13 protein-coding genes are annotated in these 16,926 nt (G+C 69.7%); 10 read left to right on the forward strand and 3 right to left on the reverse strand.

Annotated elements, in window-relative coordinates:
• Window positions 1–103 precede the first annotated feature (103 nt).
• The 4 genes from FHR38_RS14345 (at window position 104) to FHR38_RS14360 (ending at window position 6,971) form a co-directional block, all read left to right on the forward strand.
• A complete protein-coding gene (locus tag FHR38_RS14345; protein ID WP_184535143.1) occupies window positions 104–1,897 on the forward strand; it encodes an HSP90 family protein in 1,794 nt (597 codons plus the stop codon).
• Window positions 1,898–1,901: 4 nt separating this feature from the next.
• Window positions 1,902–4,832 (forward strand): hypothetical protein, encoded by a 2,931-nt coding sequence (locus FHR38_RS14350; protein ID WP_184535144.1) that lies wholly within the window; start codon window positions 1,902–1,904, stop codon window positions 4,830–4,832.
• A gap of 81 nt (window positions 4,833–4,913) precedes the next feature.
• Entirely contained in the window at window positions 4,914–5,540 is a 627-nt protein-coding gene (locus FHR38_RS14355) for a TetR/AcrR family transcriptional regulator (protein WP_376771405.1), read from the forward strand.
• Window positions 5,541–5,603: 63 nt separating this feature from the next.
• A complete protein-coding gene (locus FHR38_RS14360) occupies window positions 5,604–6,971 on the forward strand; it encodes an acetyl-CoA carboxylase biotin carboxylase subunit (protein ID WP_184535145.1) in 1,368 nt (455 codons plus the stop codon).
• Between the two features lie 149 nt (window positions 6,972–7,120).
• On the opposite strand, the gene FHR38_RS14365 is transcribed toward FHR38_RS14360, so the two are convergent.
• Window positions 7,121–8,260 (reverse strand): epoxide hydrolase family protein, encoded by a 1,140-nt coding sequence (locus tag FHR38_RS14365; RefSeq protein ID WP_312882555.1) that lies wholly within the window; start codon window positions 8,258–8,260, stop codon window positions 7,121–7,123.
• A 16-nt stretch (window positions 8,261–8,276) separates the two neighbouring features.
• On the reverse strand, window positions 8,277–8,615 hold the full coding sequence (locus tag FHR38_RS14370) for a hypothetical protein (RefSeq protein ID WP_184535147.1): 339 nt from the start codon (window positions 8,613–8,615) through the stop codon (window positions 8,277–8,279).
• Between the two features lie 179 nt (window positions 8,616–8,794).
• Here FHR38_RS14370 and FHR38_RS14375 point away from each other — a divergent pair, with 179 nt between their 5' ends.
• The 5 genes from FHR38_RS14375 (at window position 8,795) to FHR38_RS14395 (ending at window position 15,572) form a co-directional block, all read left to right on the forward strand.
• Window positions 8,795–9,709 carry a hydroxymethylglutaryl-CoA lyase gene (locus FHR38_RS14375; protein ID WP_184535148.1) on the forward strand — a complete coding sequence of 305 codons (915 nt, stop codon included), beginning with the start codon at window positions 8,795–8,797 and terminating at the stop codon, window positions 9,707–9,709.
• Between the two features lie 92 nt (window positions 9,710–9,801).
• Entirely contained in the window at window positions 9,802–11,334 is a 1,533-nt protein-coding gene (locus tag FHR38_RS14380) for an acyl-CoA carboxylase subunit beta (protein ID WP_184535149.1), read from the forward strand.
• Window positions 11,335–11,461: 127 nt separating this feature from the next.
• Window positions 11,462–12,610 (forward strand): acyl-CoA dehydrogenase family protein, encoded by a 1,149-nt coding sequence (locus FHR38_RS14385; protein WP_184535150.1) that lies wholly within the window; start codon window positions 11,462–11,464, stop codon window positions 12,608–12,610.
• Window positions 12,611–12,673: 63 nt separating this feature from the next.
• Window positions 12,674–13,270: a GNAT family N-acetyltransferase gene (locus tag FHR38_RS14390; RefSeq protein ID WP_246446532.1), complete on the forward strand. Its 597-nt coding sequence runs from the start codon at window positions 12,674–12,676 to the stop codon at window positions 13,268–13,270.
• Between the two features lie 97 nt (window positions 13,271–13,367).
• On the forward strand, window positions 13,368–15,572 hold the full coding sequence (locus FHR38_RS14395; RefSeq protein ID WP_246446534.1) for an MMPL family transporter: 2,205 nt from the start codon (window positions 13,368–13,370) through the stop codon (window positions 15,570–15,572).
• Between the two features lie 21 nt (window positions 15,573–15,593).
• Here FHR38_RS14395 and FHR38_RS14400 read toward each other — a convergent pair whose 3' ends face one another.
• The gene (locus FHR38_RS14400) at window positions 15,594–16,097 is read right to left on the reverse strand and encodes a MarR family winged helix-turn-helix transcriptional regulator (RefSeq protein ID WP_184535152.1); all 504 of its coding nucleotides are present in this window, start codon (window positions 16,095–16,097) and stop codon (window positions 15,594–15,596) included.
• Between the two features lie 98 nt (window positions 16,098–16,195).
• On the opposite strand from FHR38_RS14400, the gene FHR38_RS14405 reads away from it, so the two are divergent.
• Complete coding sequence (locus tag FHR38_RS14405; protein ID WP_184535153.1) at window positions 16,196–16,777, forward strand: YceI family protein; 582 nt, start codon at window positions 16,196–16,198, stop codon at window positions 16,775–16,777.
• The last annotated feature ends 149 nt before the right edge of the window (window positions 16,778–16,926 follow it).

The raw sequence follows: 16,926 nt of genomic DNA on the forward strand, positions 1-16,926 counted from the left end.
CTGTCGGTGATCACCGGTACGGTAGGCGCCGGCAGCGCACCGAAAAGAGACGGCAGCGCACCGGGAGAGAGCCGACCGGCACGGACCGGGAGAGTAGAAGAGCGTGGATCACACCTTCCAGGTCGACCTGCGGGGCATCGTCGACCTGTTGAGCCATCACCTGTACGGCAGCCCTCGGGTCTATCTGCGGGAACTGCTACAAAACGCGGTAGACGCGATTACCGCCCGACGGGCCAACGAGCCCACCGCTCCGGCGGTGGTCCGGATCCAGCCGCCCACGTCCACCGGAGACGGGACCCTACGGGTGACCGACACCGGCGTCGGGCTCACCGAGGCGCAGGTGCACGAGTTGCTGGCCACCATCGGTCGCAGCTCCAAACGGGACGAATTGGGATTTGCCCGGCACGAGTTCCTCGGTCAGTTCGGCATCGGACTGCTCTCCTGCTTCCTGGTCGCCGACGAGATCCGGGTGCAGACCCGGCACGGCGACGAGCCGACGGTCCTGTGGACCGGCTACGCCGACGGCCGATACGGCATCCAATTGGCACCAGCCGGCACCGGCCGGGCGGAGCAGGGCACGACGGTCACCCTGGTGCCCCGCCGCGACGCCGACCAGTGGTTCGCGGTCCCGACCGTGACCGAACTGGCCCGACTCTTCGGCTCGCTGCTACCGGTGACCGTCTACGTCGACGGTGTCGAGACGACCGCCGGCCCGCCGCCGTGGGCCGCCACCGTCGGCGGTTCACCCGCCGCCCGCCGGGACGAACTCATCCGGTACGCCCGGGAGACGCTGGGCTTCACCCCGTTCGACGTGGTGCCGCTGTCGGTGCCGGAGGCGGGACTGACCGGCGCGGCCTTCGTGCTGCCCGCCCCGGTCAACCCGGCGGCGCGGGCCGGGCACCGGGTCTACCTCAAGCGCATGCTGCTCACCGAGGGAGCCGAGGGGCTGCTGCCCGACTGGGCGTTCTTCGCCCAGTGCGTGGTGGACGCGAGCGAACTACGCCCGACCGCCAGCCGGGAGGCCCTGTACGAGGACAGCCTGCTGGAGAGCACCCGGGAGGCGCTTGGTGACCAGCTCCGCGCCTGGCTGGTCCGGCTCGCCAGTACCGAGCCGCATCGGCTCGGCGAGTTCCTCCAGGTACACCACCTCGGCGTCAAGGCGTTGGCGTTGCACGACGACGAGATGCTCGGGCTGGTCGAGCAGTGGTGGCCGATGGAGACCAACACCGGTCAGATGACGCTGGCCGAGTTCCGTCAGCGGCACGGCATCGTCCGGTACGCCGCCACGATCGACGAGTTTCGACAGCTCGCGGCGGTGGCGGCAGCCCAGGACCTGGCCGTGGTCAACGGTGGTTACACGTACGACACGGAGATCATCGAGCGGCTGCCCAACGTGGACCGTTCGGTGCTCATCGAACGGCTGGAGCCGACCGACCTGACCACCCGGTTCGACGCGCTTGACCCGGGGGTGGACCTGGCGCTGCGGCCGTTCGTCAAGGCCGCGCAGCAGGCCCTGGACCGGCTCGGCTGCGAGGTGGTGCTGCGGGCGTACGATCCGCCGTCGCTGCCCGCCCTCTACCTGGTCAGCCGGTCGGCGGCCTTCCACGACCAGCTCCAGGCAACCCGTGACCAGGCCGACGAGGTGTGGGCCGGGGTGCTGGACGCGCTCGCCTCATCCGGGCCGCCGGAGCGGCCCCAACTGGTGCTCAACCACCGCAACCCGCTGGTGCGCCGGGTCACCACACTGGGCGACCCGGAACTGGTCGGGCTCGCCGTGGAGGCGCTGTACGGCCAGGCGTTGCTGCTCGGCTACCACCCGATCCGCCCGGCCGACGCCGCCCTGTTGAACAGTTCCTTCCTCGGCCTGCTCGGCCGGGCCGTCCCCGGACAGGAATGATCGGATGACCTCCAGCCACGACGATCTGTGGCGGCAGTTCCGGCACGCGGCGAACATGCCGTACGGCGCGGGGCAGATCGCCACCGTCGAGCAGTTGATCCGGCAGGCGGATGCCGCTGGTGACGAGGAGATGGCGTTCGCCGCCCGGATGCTCGGCACGAACGCCTACGTGTACGGGGGCGAGCCGGTCAAGTCGTTCGTCACGTTCTCCTGGTGTCTGGCCGACTTCGACCGTAAACCGCGCCCCTACCACCAGCAGTACCTGCACAACCTGCTCTGGCACTTCAAGTACATGGTCAACGCGTTGCTCAACTTCCCCGAGGTGCCGCTCGACCGGACGTACGCGGTACTGGACGACATGGAACGTCGGTACCGGGCGGGTGGGCACAGCCCGCAGGCGGTCTACAAGTACCGGCACCGGGTGGCTCGGCATCTGGGCGATGTCGAGCAGGCCGAGGAGTGGTACCGGAAGTGGATCACCACACCGCGCGACGATCTCTCCGACTGCGCCGGCTGTGACCCGTCGGCGCAGGCCGCCTACCTGGCCGAGAACGGGCGGGACGAGGAGGCGATTGCGCTGGCCGAGCCGGTGCTCGCCGGCCGGCTCTCCTGCACCGAGCAACCGCAGGGCATCCTGGTCTCGCTGCTCCTGCCCTACCTGCGGACCGGGCGGCGGGACGCGGCCCGGGATGCGCATCAGCGGGCGTACCGGGCGGTGCGGGGCAACCTCGCCGACCTGTGGGACATCGGGGAGCATGTCGAGTTCTGCGGACTGACCGGCAACGACGCACGCGGTCTGGAGATCGTCGAGCGGCACCTGGACTGGTTGGACCGGGCACCGTCCCCGGCGGCGGCGATGGCGTTCGCCTCCACGGCGGTGCCGGTGCTGCGCCGGTTGGACCAAGCCGGCCACGGCGAGTTGACCGCGCACCGCCGGGCGTACGGGGATCGGCCGGCGGCTGACGTACCGGTGGGGGTGCTTGCCGACGAGTTGGCCCGGGTGGCCACCGAGATCGCTGCCCGGTTCGATGCGCGTAACGGCACCACCAGCCAGTCGGCGGGGGCGACCGACCGGATGGCGACGGAGCCGATCGGCGAGCACCTGCCGCTGTCGGCGACCGCCCGTCGGCAGACAGCCCGGTCCACCCCGGCAGAGGCTGGCACGAGCGCCGACCAGACCGCCGCCCCGGCCGAGTCGACGTCCCTCACGGAGATCTTCGAGCCCTTCATGATGCGTGTACTCACGGCGGTGGCGCTGCCCGAGGACGCCACCCCGGAGCAGTTGCTGGACCAGGCCGAGGAACTGTGGCGGACCGAGCGGATCGAGGACGTCGTCGCGGTCGTGCGGGCCTTCGACGAGCGCTTCGGCGAAGCGGAGCTGCCGCCTCGCACGGTGGCCCGGCGGGCCGAGTTCCGGGCGGTCGAGTGCGGTGTCACCGACGATCTGACCGGCGCGGCGGAGGCGAACCGGCAGGCGGTTGTCGGCTACCAGGAGTTGCCGGATCCGGTACGTGAGCAGATCGTGGCCGGGCGGCTCGGCGTACTGCTCTGCCAGACCGGTGCGGAGGACGAAGGGCTGCTCCTGGTGACGGAGTCGGCGGCCTACCTGGCCGAGCACGGTACGCCGGCCGAGCGGGCCAGCGCGTACGACCGGCTCGCCGTGGCGCTGTTCACCCAGGAACGCTGGTCGGAGGCGGCCACCGCGATCGAGTCGGCGGTCGAGGCCGCGAGCGAGGTCGACGATTCCTACCTGAGTGCCCGGATCACCCTGCGTCGTGCGGTCTGCTTCCAGGCGTTGGAGCAGCGTACGGAGTCGAGCCAGGCTGCGGCCGAAGCCCGGGACCACTACCGGGCGTTGGGCCTGCCGGACGGCTTCGCCGCCGCGTGTATCTGCTACGCCCAGTCTTTGGACGACCCGGCCGAGGTGGTGGCCGCCCTGGACGAGGCCCTTCACGTGCCCGCCGACGAGGCGGCGTTGCCGGCTCGGACCGGTCGGGCTCGCGCGTTGCTGGCGGCGGACCGACCGGCCGAGGCGGTCGACGACTTCGTCGAGGCGGTGGCGCTCTGCGCCGAGCGGGGAATCGCCGACGGTGCCGCCTACCTGCGGTGGGAGTTGGCCAACGCCTACCAGCAGGCCGGGCAGCTGCTGGATGCGGCGGAGGCGGCCGAGGAAGCGGTCTCCGAGCTGACCAAGCTGGGCTACCAGGCCGACGCGGACCGGTGTCGACACCTGCTGGCCAACGTCTACCTCTCGCTCGGTGAGACCGATCTGGCGTTGGGGCTGTTCGACCAGCTGGCGGAGAACCTTGACGGGCCGGACAATCTGGGTCCTCGGGGGGAGGTGCTGGAGGAGGCCGGTGACCTGCTCTATCGCACCGACCGGGACAGCGTCGCCGCGCAGCGGTTCGCGGCGGCGGCTGAGGCGTACCGGCTGGGTGGGCTGCCCCTCGACGAGGTGCGGGCCCGTCGCCGGGAGATGGACGCGTTGAACTGGGCCGGTTCGGCGGATGCGGCGCTGGCCGCGATCGAACGGGCGGATCGGGCGGCGACAGGCCTGTCGGCCGAGGTGGCGAGCGAGCCGGCTGCGGTCTGGGAGCAGTCGATGGTGGCTGCCGCCGGGGCGCGAGTCCTGTTCAACGTCGACCGGGCCGAGGAGGGCCTGGCCCGGCTGGACGGCGTGCCGGAGCGGCTGCGGGAGATCGAGGCGTTCGGCGAGGCGACCCAGGTCGAACTACTCGTCGGCGAGGGTCTGCTGCGGCTGGACCGGCCGGCCGAGGCGGAGCCGATTCTGCGGCGTACCGTGGCCGGCCTGCCCGCCGGGTCCGGGGTGGTACGCCAGGCGGCGTGGCTGCTGTCCCAGGCGCTCGTCGCGTTGGGCCGCAACGAGGAGGCAGAGGCGCTACGGGCGGAGCACGACCTGGACACCGACGAGTGACCGCTGTGGGTCGAGGGCGACAGGTGGGAAGGTGGGAAACCGGTCGGTAACCATTTGTCGCTCGATGGCTAGGCTGGCTGGGTGACGGTGGAACAGCAGGTGACATCAGCGGCGACCCCAACGGTCCCCGCCGGGACTCGGCGGCGGTCGCGCCGCGACGAGATCTTGGAGATCGCGGTCGGCCTTTTCGCGGCCCGTGGCTACCACGGCGTCTCCATGGACGACATCGGCGCGGCGGCCGGGGTCACCGGCCCGGCCCTCTACCACCACTTCGCCGGCAAGGAGGCGATGCTCGCCGCCGCCCTGATTCCGGTAAGTGAGGAGTTGCTGGCCGGTGGACGTAGCCGGGTGGCGGAGCGGGCGAGCGACCCGCGCGGTGCGCTGGAGTCACTGATCGACTTCCATGTCGAGTTCGCGCTGGCCAACCCGGCGGTCATCGCGCTGCACCTGAACGAACTCGACCGGTTGCCCGAGGAGCCACGTCGGCAGATCCGTCGGCTTCAGCGCCTCTACGTCGAGGAGTGGGTCTCGCTGCTGACCGCGTTGCACCGGGGACTGTCGGCCGGCGAGGCCCGGGTGCTGGCGCACGCCGCCTTCGGCCTGATGAACTCCACCCCGTTCCTCGGTGGTGAGGTGGACCGGCAGCGGCGGGCCGCCCTGCTGCGGGCCGCGACCCTGGCTGCCCTGCTCGTGGATCCAGACTCGTGATCGCGAGGCATCCGTGATGTTCTAGTGCCCGACAGAACATCCGGACACCCCGGGGAGACAGACATGATCGAGTCGTTGCTCGTCGCCAACCGAGGCGAGATCGCCCGTCGGATTATCCGTACCGCCCGACGACTGGGGGTACGGGCGGTGGCGGTCTACTCGGAGGCGGACGCCGGACTTCCGTTCGTCACCGAGGCTGATGAGGCGGTCTGCATCGGACCTGCCAACCCGGCGCAGAGCTACCGCAACGCCGAGGCGATCCTCGCCGCCGCGAAGTCGACCGGTGTCCAGGCGATCCACCCCGGCTACGGCTTTCTGTCGGAGAACGCCGACTTCGCCCGTACGGTGGAGAGCCTCGGCCTGATTTGGGTGGGACCCGGCGCGGATGCGATCACCGCGATGGGCGACAAGATCAATGCCCGGAACCTGATGGCGGCGGCCGGCGTGCCGGTGGCCCCCGGCACGACCGACCCGGCCGCCGACGTCGAGGCGGCGGTGGCCGCGGCGACCGACATCGGCTACCCGGTGATGGTCAAGGCTGCCGCTGGCGGCGGTGGGATGGGCATGGGCGTGGCGGTGGACGAGGCCGCGCTGCGCACCGAGTACGACAAGGTCCGCGCGTTCGCCGAGCGGATGTTCGGCGACGGCTCGGTGCTGATCGAGCGCTACTTTCCCCGGGTGCGCCACGTCGAGGTGCAGATCCTGGGGCTGGCCGACGGCCGGGTGATCGCCCTCGGTGAGCGGGAGTGCTCGGTGCAGCGCCGCAACCAGAAGCTGGTGGAGGAGTCGCCGTCGCCGGCCGTCTCGCCCGAGCTGCGCGAGCGGCTGCTGGCGGCGGCGGTACGCGCCGGCGAAGCGGTCGGCTACCGCAACGCCGGTACGGTCGAGTGCTTGTTGGTCCCACGTCAGCGGGACTTCGAGGGTGATGGTCCCGGGGCCGAGGAATTCTTCTTCCTGGAGATGAACACCCGGCTCCAGGTCGAGCATCCGGTGACCGAGCTGGTCTACGGAGTGGACCTGGTCGAGGAGCAGTTGCGGGTGGCGGCTGGTCTGGCCCCCCACTTCGACCCGGACGCGTTGACGGCGCGCGGGCACGCGATCGAGTTGCGGATCAACGCCGAGGACCCGAAGCGGTTCCTGCCCGGTCCCGGGGCGATCCGGACCTGGGTGGAACCCTCCGGCGAGGGGGTACGGGTCGACTCCGGCTACGCGCCGGAGACAACGGTGACGCCGTTCTACGACTCGCTGATGGCCAAGCTGATCGTGCACGGTGCCGACCGGGCGGAGGCGATCTCCCGGGCTCGGGCGGCGGTGGTCGGCTTCGAGGTCGTCGGCCCGAAGTGCAACCTGCCGTTCTTCGCGGAGTTGCTGGAGAACGCCGAGTTCGTCAGCGGCGACTACGACACCGGCATCGTCGGCCGGATGCGCTGAGCCTCTCCTTGCACCGGCCCGGCCGGGGAACGCCACATGTGTCACCCCGCCGGGCCGAGTCAGGCCGACCTGACCCGGTCAGGTCGGGGTCAGGCAGAGGGCAGGTCGGGGTCAGGCAGAGGTCAGGCCGGGGGTCAGGCAGAGGGCGGTCACCGTAGCTGCGCGAAGAACTCGCGTAGGTCGGCGACGAACAGGTCGGGCTCCTCCATGGCGGCGAAGTGTCCGCCACGATCGAACTCCGACCAGTGCACGATGTTGTTGTCGCGTTCGGCGAGTCGCCGTACCGGTGCGGCGATGTCGTGGGCGAAGACCGCGACCCCGGTCGGCATCGTCGACGAGGGTGGGTGCGGCGTACCGGTCGGGTGGGCCGCCTCGTAGTAGACGTTGGCCGAGGAGCCGCCAGCGGCCCCGAGCCAGTAGATCATTACGTTGGTCAGGAGCAGGTCACGCGGGATCGCATCCTCCGGTGCGTCGACAAAGTCGGTCCACTCCTTGAACTTCTCGATGATCCAGGCGAGTTGACCGACCGGCGAGTCGGTCAGGGCATAGGCCAGCGTCTGCGGCCGGGTCGACTGGAGCTTCGCGTAGCCGGACATCTCCGGTTCGGCGCGGATCATTCGTTCCAGCCGGGCCCGGTCGGCGTCGGTGAGGGCGGCGGCCTCGGCCGGGTCGCCGGAGGGGAGGGTGAGCAGCGTGTTCAGGTGGATACCGGTGACGTGGTCGGCGTCGATGACGGCGAGTTCCCGGGTGATGGTGTGGCCCCAGTCGCCGCCCTGTGCGCCGTAGCGGTGGTAGCCGAGGCGGCGCATGAGTTCGGCCCAGGCGCGGGCGATGCGGGTGGTGTCCCAGCCCGGTTCGCGGATCGGTCCGGAGAGCCCGAACCCGGGTAGCGAGGGCAGGACCAGGTGGAACGCGTCGGCGGGGTCACCGCCGTATCGGCGTGGATCGGTGAGCGGGCCGATGATGTCGAGGAACTCCACGATCGAGCCCGGCCAGCCGTGTGTGATGACCAACGGCAGTGCGTCGGGTTCGGGAGAACGTACGTGGACGAAGTGGATGTCGATCTCGTCGATCGTGGTGGTGAACTGTGGGCTCTGGTTGAGCCGCGCCTCGTGGACGCGCCAGTCGTATTCGGTCCGCCAGTAGTCGACCAGGTCCTTGAGGTAGGACAGCGGCACGCCGCGCCGCCACGGAACGTCCGGCACCTCGCTCGGCCATCGGGTGGCGTCGAGCCGTTGCCGCAGGTCGACCAGGTCGGCATCGGGAATGTCGAGGCGGAACGGGCGGATCGTGTCGCCGGTGTGGTTACTCATCGTCCTGCTCCTGGAGCCAGCGGTTGTGGGTCTCCCAGGCCGACTGTTTGCTGGTGGCAAGAGCGGCACCGATCTGTGTCCACGATGCGCCGGCGGCCCGGGCGGTACGGACGCCCAACTGTCGGCCGTAGCCCGCCTTCCGCATGATCAATTCGCCCAGGGCGAGGAGTTCCAATGCTTCGCTTCGGTTCAGTGGTGGGACGTCCGCCTCGCTGTCGGATGTCTCCTCGTCGGCCGGAGGGGCCAGGGTGTCCCGCATACGGAGTTCGTCGTACCGGGCGACGGCGGTCAGGAGGGTGAACCGCCGTTCCAACTCGTCAGGTGTCGTCATGTCGTCCACCCTTGCGTCAGATCACCTTGACGTCAAGCTGACTTGACGATTGTTTGTCCGGAGAGCAGTGACCTGGCCCACGGCCCTGCCCCTGGCCGTCAGCGCCTTCGCTCTGCTTCCCTATAGGAAACGCCCGATGTCCGGTCAGCGGACAGTCGCTCACAGCGAGGTGAGGACACATGACACAACTGCCGGACTCCGTCTCGATCCGCGAGGTCGGCCCCCGCGACGGTCTGCAGAACGAGGACCCGATCCCGGCCGACGCCAAGGTGCGGCTGATCGACGCGCTGTCGGCCACCGGCGTACGGCGGATCGAGGCGGTGTCGTTCGTGCACCCCAAGGCGATCCCGCAGATGGCCGACGCCGACGAGGTCTGGGCGCGGGCACAGCGCAACGAGAACGTCCGCTACTCGGCGCTGGTGCCCAACACCCGGGGCGCGCAGCGAGCCCTGGCCGCCGGGTTCACCGAGATCGAGGTGGTGGTCTCGGCCAGCGACACGCACAACCGACGCAACGTCAACCGGTCCACCGCCGAGTCGCTGGACGACATCGCCGGGCTGATCGCACTGCTGCACGGATCCGGTGCCATCGCCGAGGTGATCATTTCGACCAGCTTCGGCTGCCCGTACGAGGGGGACATCGACCCGGCCCGGGTGGCACAGATCGTCGACCGGGTGGTCGCCGACGGCGCGGACCGGGTCGCGTTCGGTGACACGACCGGGATGGCGACTCCGCGCCGGGTCCGGGAGTTGTTGACCGCCGTCCGCGACCGCCAGCCGGAGATTCCGCTGCTGCTGCACTTCCACAACACCCGGGGTACGGCGTTGGCCAACATCCTGACCGCGCTGGAGTTCGGCATCACCGAGTACGACGCCAGCGTCGCTGGCCTCGGCGGCTGCCCGTACGCGCCGGGGGCCAGCGGCAACGTGGCCACCGAGGAGGTGGTGCACATGCTGCACGACATGGGCATCGACACCGGGATCGACCTGGACGCCTTGCTGGATGCGGCGGCACTGGCCGAGGAGTTGGTCGGTCGGGAGTTGCCTTCCGGCGTGCTGCGAGCCGGCCCGCGTACCCGATTGACCGCATCCTGATCGGTCCCGTCGTCGCGCCGTGGTCGCCGCGCCGCCGCCGGATACGCTAGCCTAACGATCGTTCAGGGTGGCGGTGTGGCGAGGGAGTCGGCGTGACGCTCGACAGTGAGACGCTGGAGCAGCTACGTAAGCGGGTCCGGGCGGGGGGCGCGGAGAAGTACCACGCGGCCAACGCCGCCAAGGGAAAACTCTTCGCCCGGGAGCGCATCGCACTCCTCGTGGATGAGGGCTCCTTCGTCGAGGACGGACTGCTCGCCAACGCCACCGCCGACGGACTACCGGCCGATGGCGTGGTGACCGGCACGGCCACCATCGACGGTCGGCCGGTCTGCCTGATGGCCAACGACTCCACCGTCAAGGCCGGCAGTTGGGGTGCCCGTACGGTCGAGAAGATCATCCGGATCATCGAGCGGGCGTACGCCGCCGGACAGCCGATGGTCTACCTGGTCGACTCGGCCGGGGCCCGGATCACCGACCAGGTCGACCTCTTCCCTGGCCGCCGGGGTGCCGGAAAGATCTTCTGGAACCAGGTACGCGCCTCCGGCTCGATTCCGCAGGTCTGCGCCCTCTTCGGCCCGAGCGCGGCCGGTGGGGCGTACATCCCGGCGTTCTGTGACGTGGTGGCCATGGTGGACGGCAACGCCAGCATGTACCTCGGCTCCGACCGGATGGTCGAGATGGTGACCGGCGAGAAGACCACCCTGGAGGCGATGGGCGGGGCGCGGGTGCACTGCGCCGAGTCGGGCGTCGGGCACTTCCTCTGCAAGACCGAGGCCGACGCGCTGGACGTGGTCAAGAGCTACCTGTCCTACCTGCCGGCCAACTGGACCCAGTCGCCGCCGTCCGCCCCGGCGGTCGACGCACCGGCCAAGGTGGACCTGGCCAGCCTCGTACCGGCCAGCGAGCGGCAGGCGTTCGACATGCGCCGGTACGTCAAGGGCCTGCTCGACGAGGGGTCCTTCCTGGAGATCCAGGCGCTCTGGGCCAAGGAGCTGACGATCGGGTTCGGGCGGCTCAACGGCGAGGTCGTCGGCGTGGTCGCCAACAACTCGATGTTCAAGGGTGGGGTGCTCTTCGTCGACTCGGCCGACAAGGCGACCCGGTTCGTGCAGCTCTGCGACGCGTTCAACGTGCCGCTGCTCTTCCTCTCCGATGTGCCCGGGTTCATGGTCGGTACGACGGTGGAGAAGCAGGGCATCATCCGACACGGCGCAAAGATGATCACGGCGATCTCCGAGGCGACCGTACCCAAGATCTGTGTGGTGGTGCGCAAGGCGTACGGTGCCGGCCTCTACGCGATGGCCGGTCCCGGCTTCGAGCCGGACGCGACGATCGCGCTGCCCACGGCGAAGATCGCGGTGATGGGCGCGGAGGCCGCCGTCAACGCGGTCTACGCCAACAAGATCGCAGCGATCGCCGACCCCGACGAGCGCGCCGCCTTCGTCGCCGCCCGCCGCGAGGAGTACGAGCGCGACATCGACATCGTGCGACTGGCCAGCGAACTGGTGATCGACGCGATCGTCGAGCCGCACGAACTGCGGGCCGAACTGGTCCGGCGGTTCACGGCCGCACGCGGTAAGGAGCGGCACTTCTCCCGGCGTCGGCACGGCGTCACGCCGGTCTAGCACCGCCCCGGTGGGAAGCCATCCCGGCGACCTGGCCAGCCTGGCCCGATCAACAGACCACCCGTCCCCGTCCCCGTCCTCGACGTCACAAGCGTTCCCGGCGGATCCACGGCTAGGAGACAGAGATATGGACTTCCGGCTCAACGAAGAGCACGAGGCGCTGCGGCAGAGCGTGCGGGACTTCGCCCGCGAGGTGGTCGCACCGGTCGCCGCCGAGCACTACGAGCAGCACACCTTCCCGTACGAGGTGGTCCGGCAGATGGGCAAGATGGGGCTCTTCGGCCTGCCCTTCCCAGAGGAGCACGGCGGCATGGGCGGCGACTATTTCGCGCTCTGCCTGGCGCTGGAGGAGCTGGCCCGGATCGACTCCAGTGTGGCGATCACCCTGGAGGCGGCGGTTTCGCTGGGCATCATGCCGATCTACCGGTTCGGTACGCCGGCACAGCAGGCACAGTGGCTCCCGAAGCTGATCAGTGGCGAGGCGGTGGCCGGTTTCGGGCTGACCGAGCCGGGCACCGGATCGGATGCCGGCGGCACCCAGACCCGGGCCGTCCTGGACGGCGACCACTGGGTGATCAACGGATCGAAGGCGTTCATCACCAACTCGGGTACCGACATCACGTCGCTGGTCACCGTCACCGCCGTCACCGGCACCCGCCCGGACGGTGGTAAGGAGATCTCCACGATCATCGTGCCGTCCGGTACACCCGGTTTCACGGTGGCGCCCGGCTACTCCAAGGTGGGCTGGTGCGCGTCGGACACCCACGAGCTGACCTTCGAGGACTGTCGCGTGCCGGCCGAGAACCTGCTCGGTGAGCGGGGTCGGGGCTTCGCCCAGTTCCTGCGGATCCTCGACGAGGGGCGGATCGCCATCGCCGCCCTCGCGGTCGGCCTCGCCCAGGGCTGTGTCGACGAGTCGATCCGGTACGCCAAGGAGCGGCACGCCTTCGGCCAGCCGATCGGCAACTACCAGGCGATCCAGTTCAAGATCGCTGATATGGAGCTGAAGGCGCACACGGCCCGGCTCGCGTACTACGACGCGGCGGCCCGGATGCTGGCCGGTGCGGACTTCAAGCGGCAGGCCGCCATCGCGAAGCTGCACGCCAGCACCGTCGCGGTGGACAACGCCCGGGAGGCGACCCAGATCCACGGCGGGTACGGCTTCATGAACGAGTTCGCGGTCGGCCGCTTCTGGCGGGACTCGAAGATCCTGGAGATCGGCGAGGGCACGTCGGAGGTACAGCGGATGATCATCGCACGCGATCTGGGGCTCTAGTCGGGGCCGACGACCGGCAAAAATGGTTCGTTCCGGGGGCGTAGCGCCGGCATGATCGCTGACATGTCGATCAGCACCCACATCAAGATCAGCCTCGCCGAGAAGCCCACGCTGACCGGAGAGCTGGTCCTGCTGCGGCCGGTGGAGGCGGCCGACGTGCCGGGCCTGGTCGAGCTGGTCTCCGACCCGGAGGTGGGCCGCCTGACCGGCTCACATGCGTCGTTCAACATCGAGGCGTTGGAGCAGTGGTACGCGACTCGGGCCGACCACGACGATCGGCTCGACCTCGCGATCGTCGAGCGCGCCACCGGCGGGTACGTCGGTGAGGTGGTCCTCAACGAGTTCGACGTGGACAACCTGTCGTGCTCCCTGCGGATCGCGCTGGTCGGGACTCGTGCGTTTGGCCGGGGATTCGGCAGCGAGGCGATCCGGCTGATCCTGGGGCACGCGTTCGAGACGGTCGGGCTTCACCGGGTCTCGCTGGAGGTCTACGACTTCAATCCGCGCGCTCGGCACGTCTACGAGAAGATCGGTTTCGTACACGAGGGCACCCGGCGGCAGGCGCTGCGCTGGGAGGACGCCTGGGTCGACGCACACGACATGGCCATCCTGGCCCACGAGTGGGCCAAGCACCAGGGGCACCCAGACCGCTGCGGTTAGTGGGTCCGGCTGACCGATAGCTGACTGCCCGTCGGCTCCGCCGGTGTTTGCATGTCCGGCATAGGCGACCGTGCGGACGCCGTGGCGGAGGTCGGGCATGTTCGCTGGGATCGGGCGGGCGATGTTCCGCTGGCGGTGGCCGGTGCTGGGCGGCTGGCTCATCCTCACTGCCCTCGGAATCGTCTTCGGCGGTCAGGTCTTCGACCGGCTGGGACAGCCGGAGAACCTGCGCGCCGACGCCGAGTCCCGGATCGCCGAGCGGCGGATCATCGAACTCCTGCCCGAGGGGCCGCTCGTGGTCGCCGTCGTACGGGACCGGGACCCGTACGACCCGCCGCTGGTGGAGAGTGTCACGAAGGTAGCCGCCGAGCTGCGGGCCGTGCCCGGCGTGGCCGACGTCGAAGACCTGTACGGATCACCGGGCGGCCGGATCGGTGCCGACAACCGCAGCACCCTGGTCGTGGTCGAACTGGTCGACGGGCTGCCCGAGGCGGAACGGGAACGGGTCGAGGATCGGGTGACCGGGCTGCTGCGCGGGATCGACGCACCGCAGGTGCTGGTCGGCGGGGAGACGCTGGCCGAGCGTGCCTTCGCCGAGCAGGCGATCCGGGACGCGGCCGTTGGCGAGTCGGTGGCGCTGGTCGTACTCGTGGTGGTTTTGGTTTTGCTCCTCGGCGGTCTGCTGGCGGGCGTGCTCCCGCTGGTGGCGGCGCTGGCGGCGGTGGCCGGGACGCTGCTCGGCCTGCTCGGTCTGGCGGCGGTGACCGAGGTCAGTGAGTTCACGGTCAACGTGGTCACCCTGCTGGGCATCGGCCTGACGGTCGACTACGCGCTTCTGGTGATCATGAGGTTCCGGGAGGAGTACGCCGCCGACGCTGCTGGCGAGCCGGCGGAGCTGCTGGCCCGGACCATGGCCACCGCCGGTCGGGCCGTCGTCGTCTCCGGGGCCGCCGTCGGCGTGGCGATGGCCGGACTGTACGTCTTCGCCGAGCCACTGCTGGCGGCGATGGCCCTGGGCGGGGCACTGGTGGTCGTACTGGCCACCGCCGCCGGGCTGACCGTCGTGCCGGCCCTGATCGCGGTCGGGCACCGACGCATTGCCACGCCGAGCCGGCGACTGCGGAGCCTTCGGCCGATACAGCCAGCCAGCGGCACCACTCCAGGAATTCTCGGCCGGCTGGCCGGCTTCGCGCAGCGGCACCCCGCTCCGGTGGCCCTTACCGTGTCGGTTGGTCTGCTGTTGCTTGCCGGGCCGTTCCTGCTCGGGGCCAACCTCGGTGACTCGGACGCGCGGACCCTGCCGAGGTCGATGGAAGCCCGGCAGGTGCATGACGTCATGCTGCGCGACTTCCAGGCGAACCGGGCGGCACCAGTGGTCGTGGTGGTGGAGGCCGATCCGACCTCGGCGGCGGTACGGGACCTGATGAACCAGCTCAACCGACTGCCGCAGGTGATCCGGATGCAGCCGCGGCCGGATGTGCCGGGGGCTGCTCTGGTGATCGACCTGACGCCGAAGGGTACGACCGGCGGCCCCGAGTCGCGGGCGCTGGTCCGGGAGGTGCGATCCCTGGAAGCACCCTTCCGGGTGCTGGTGGGCGGCCCGGCGGCCGAGCTGGTGGACTACCGCGACTCGGTGGCGGACCGACTGCCCCTGGCCGTACTGGTGCTGGTGGTGACCACCGCGCTACTGCTCTTCGCCCTGACCGGGTCGGTGCTGGTCCCGGTCAAGGCGCTCGTGCTGAACGTCCTGACCCTGTTGGCCACCCTCGGGGTGCTGGTGGTGGTGTTCCAGTGGGGGATCGGTTCCGCGCTGCTCGGAGTCGAATCCTGGGGTGCGCTCGATGTCACCACCCCGGTCCTGCTCTTCGTCTTCGTCTTCGGGCTCTCGATGGACTACGAGGTGTTCCTACTCGCCCGTATTCGGGAGGAGTGGGACCGCTATCGGGAGCTGCGTACGCCCGCCGCTCGGGCGCGGGCCAGCGCTCGGGCGGTGCTGGCGGGGATCACCCGTACCGGCCGGGTGGTCACCACGGCGGCCGGCTGCATGATCGTCGTCTTCCTGGGGTTCCTACTGGGTGAGCTGACCGCGGTGAAGGAGATCGGCTTCGGCATGGCCGTCGCTGTGCTGCTCGACGTGACGGTGGTCCGGGGCCTCCTGTTGCCGGCGGTGATGAGTCTGCTCGGCGAGTGGAACTGGTGGGCGCCGGCACCCCTGCGCCGGCTGTACGGCCGGGTGTCCGCTGGCCGCGCTCGGGTACCGATGGCGCGAGAGGCGAGCAGCCGGCAGCCGGTCGACAGTTGAGCCGAGGGTCATCTGCGGTGGTCAGTCCGACGGAAGCTGTGGGTGGTCGGGCGACCCGGTGGATCCAAGGGTGGCACCGGGATGTACGGCATCGCGCACGGTGCGCAGGCCGTCAAGCATGATCCGTAGGGTCTCGGCATCGAGTTGGCCGGTGAACCAGCGTTCGATGATCTCCAGGTGGCCCGGCAGGGTCTCGGCGAGCCGGTCCAGCCCAGTCTGGGTGACCACCGCGTGCAGACTGCGCCGGTCCGAGGGGCAGGCGCGGCGACGGAGCAGCCCGTCCCGCTCCATCCGGTCGACCACCCGGGTGACTCCGCTGGTCGACAGGGAGGTTTGGGCAGCGAGGTCGGTCATCCGGAGTTGCTTGTTCGGCGAGCGGGCCAGCCGGGTCAGCACCTCGAACTCCACCACGGAAAGGCCGTGCTCTTCATATTGAGCCGCAAACCGGGACAGCAGCCCGGTGTACGCCTCGACGAGCAGGCCGACGGCGGTGATGCGCGGATCGTCGAACGGGTCTTGGCTCACCAGGTCATCGTAACAGTACTTGACACGCGGAATATTGCTGACGCTATAGTTGCTGGCGTAGCCGTTGGCATATTCAACTAATTTGGCGGAGGATCACCATGACCACCAGCACCGGCGAGCCCACCCGCGACTGGGCGGGGTTGACCATCCCGACGGCTGGCACCTACCTGCTCGACCAGGCGCACAAGCGGGTCGGTTTCGTGGCGCGGCACATGATGGTGAGCAAGGTGCGGGGCGAATTCACGGAGGTGGAGGCCGCCGTCACCATCGACGAGGACCCGCTGAAGTCCTCGGTGACCGCGACCATCCAGGCTGCCAGCATCGCGAGCGGCCAGGGTGACCGGGACGTGCACCTGCGCAGCGCCGACTTCCTCGACGTGGAGCAGTTCCCGACGCTGGAATTCCACAGCACCGGGGTCAAGTCGCACAGCGGTAACGAGTTCGTGCTCACCGGTGAGCTGACCATCAAGGGTGTCACCCGGACCGTGGATCTTGAGGTCGAGTTCGAGGGTGCCGGACGCAGCCCGTTCGGGCAGGACGTCTTCGGGTTCACCGCGTCGACCGAGATCGACCGCGAGGACTTCGGCTTGACCTGGAACGTCGCGCTGGAAAGCGGTGGCATCCTGGTCGGCAAGAAGGTGAAGATCGAGATTGAGGGCGAGGCGATCCGCCAGCCGTGAGCGGAAGGGGTCGGGGACTCGCGCTTCCCTGACCGTTCCTCGGGCTCGACCGAAGGCTCCGGTAACCATCACTGGTCACCGGAGCCTTTCGGCTGTTTCATAGCGGTCAGTGTCCTTTGGGGAGCAGTGGGTTATCTCACTCCGACGCC

Source organism: Micromonospora polyrhachis (genome assembly GCF_014203835.1).
GTDB lineage: Bacteria > Actinomycetota > Actinomycetes > Mycobacteriales > Micromonosporaceae > Micromonospora_H > Micromonospora_H polyrhachis.

Excerpts from the sequence above, each read along its gene's own strand:
- FHR38_RS14350 (WP_184535144.1), top strand. The coding sequence starts at position 1,902 with ATGACCTCCAGCCACGACGATCTGTGGCGGCAGTTCCGGCACGCGGCG.
- FHR38_RS14360 (WP_184535145.1), top strand. The coding sequence starts at position 5,604 with ATGATCGAGTCGTTGCTCGTCGCCAACCGAGGCGAGATCGCCCGTCGG.
- FHR38_RS14370 (WP_184535147.1), bottom strand. The coding sequence starts at position 8,615 with ATGACGACACCTGACGAGTTGGAACGGCGGTTCACCCTCCTGACCGCC.
- FHR38_RS14375 (WP_184535148.1), top strand. The coding sequence starts at position 8,795 with ATGACACAACTGCCGGACTCCGTCTCGATCCGCGAGGTCGGCCCCCGC.
- FHR38_RS14385 (WP_184535150.1), top strand. The coding sequence starts at position 11,462 with ATGGACTTCCGGCTCAACGAAGAGCACGAGGCGCTGCGGCAGAGCGTG.
- FHR38_RS14390 (WP_246446532.1), top strand. The coding sequence starts at position 12,674 with ATGTCGATCAGCACCCACATCAAGATCAGCCTCGCCGAGAAGCCCACG.
- FHR38_RS14395 (WP_246446534.1), top strand. The coding sequence starts at position 13,368 with ATGTTCGCTGGGATCGGGCGGGCGATGTTCCGCTGGCGGTGGCCGGTG.
- FHR38_RS14405 (WP_184535153.1), top strand. The coding sequence starts at position 16,196 with ATGACCACCAGCACCGGCGAGCCCACCCGCGACTGGGCGGGGTTGACC.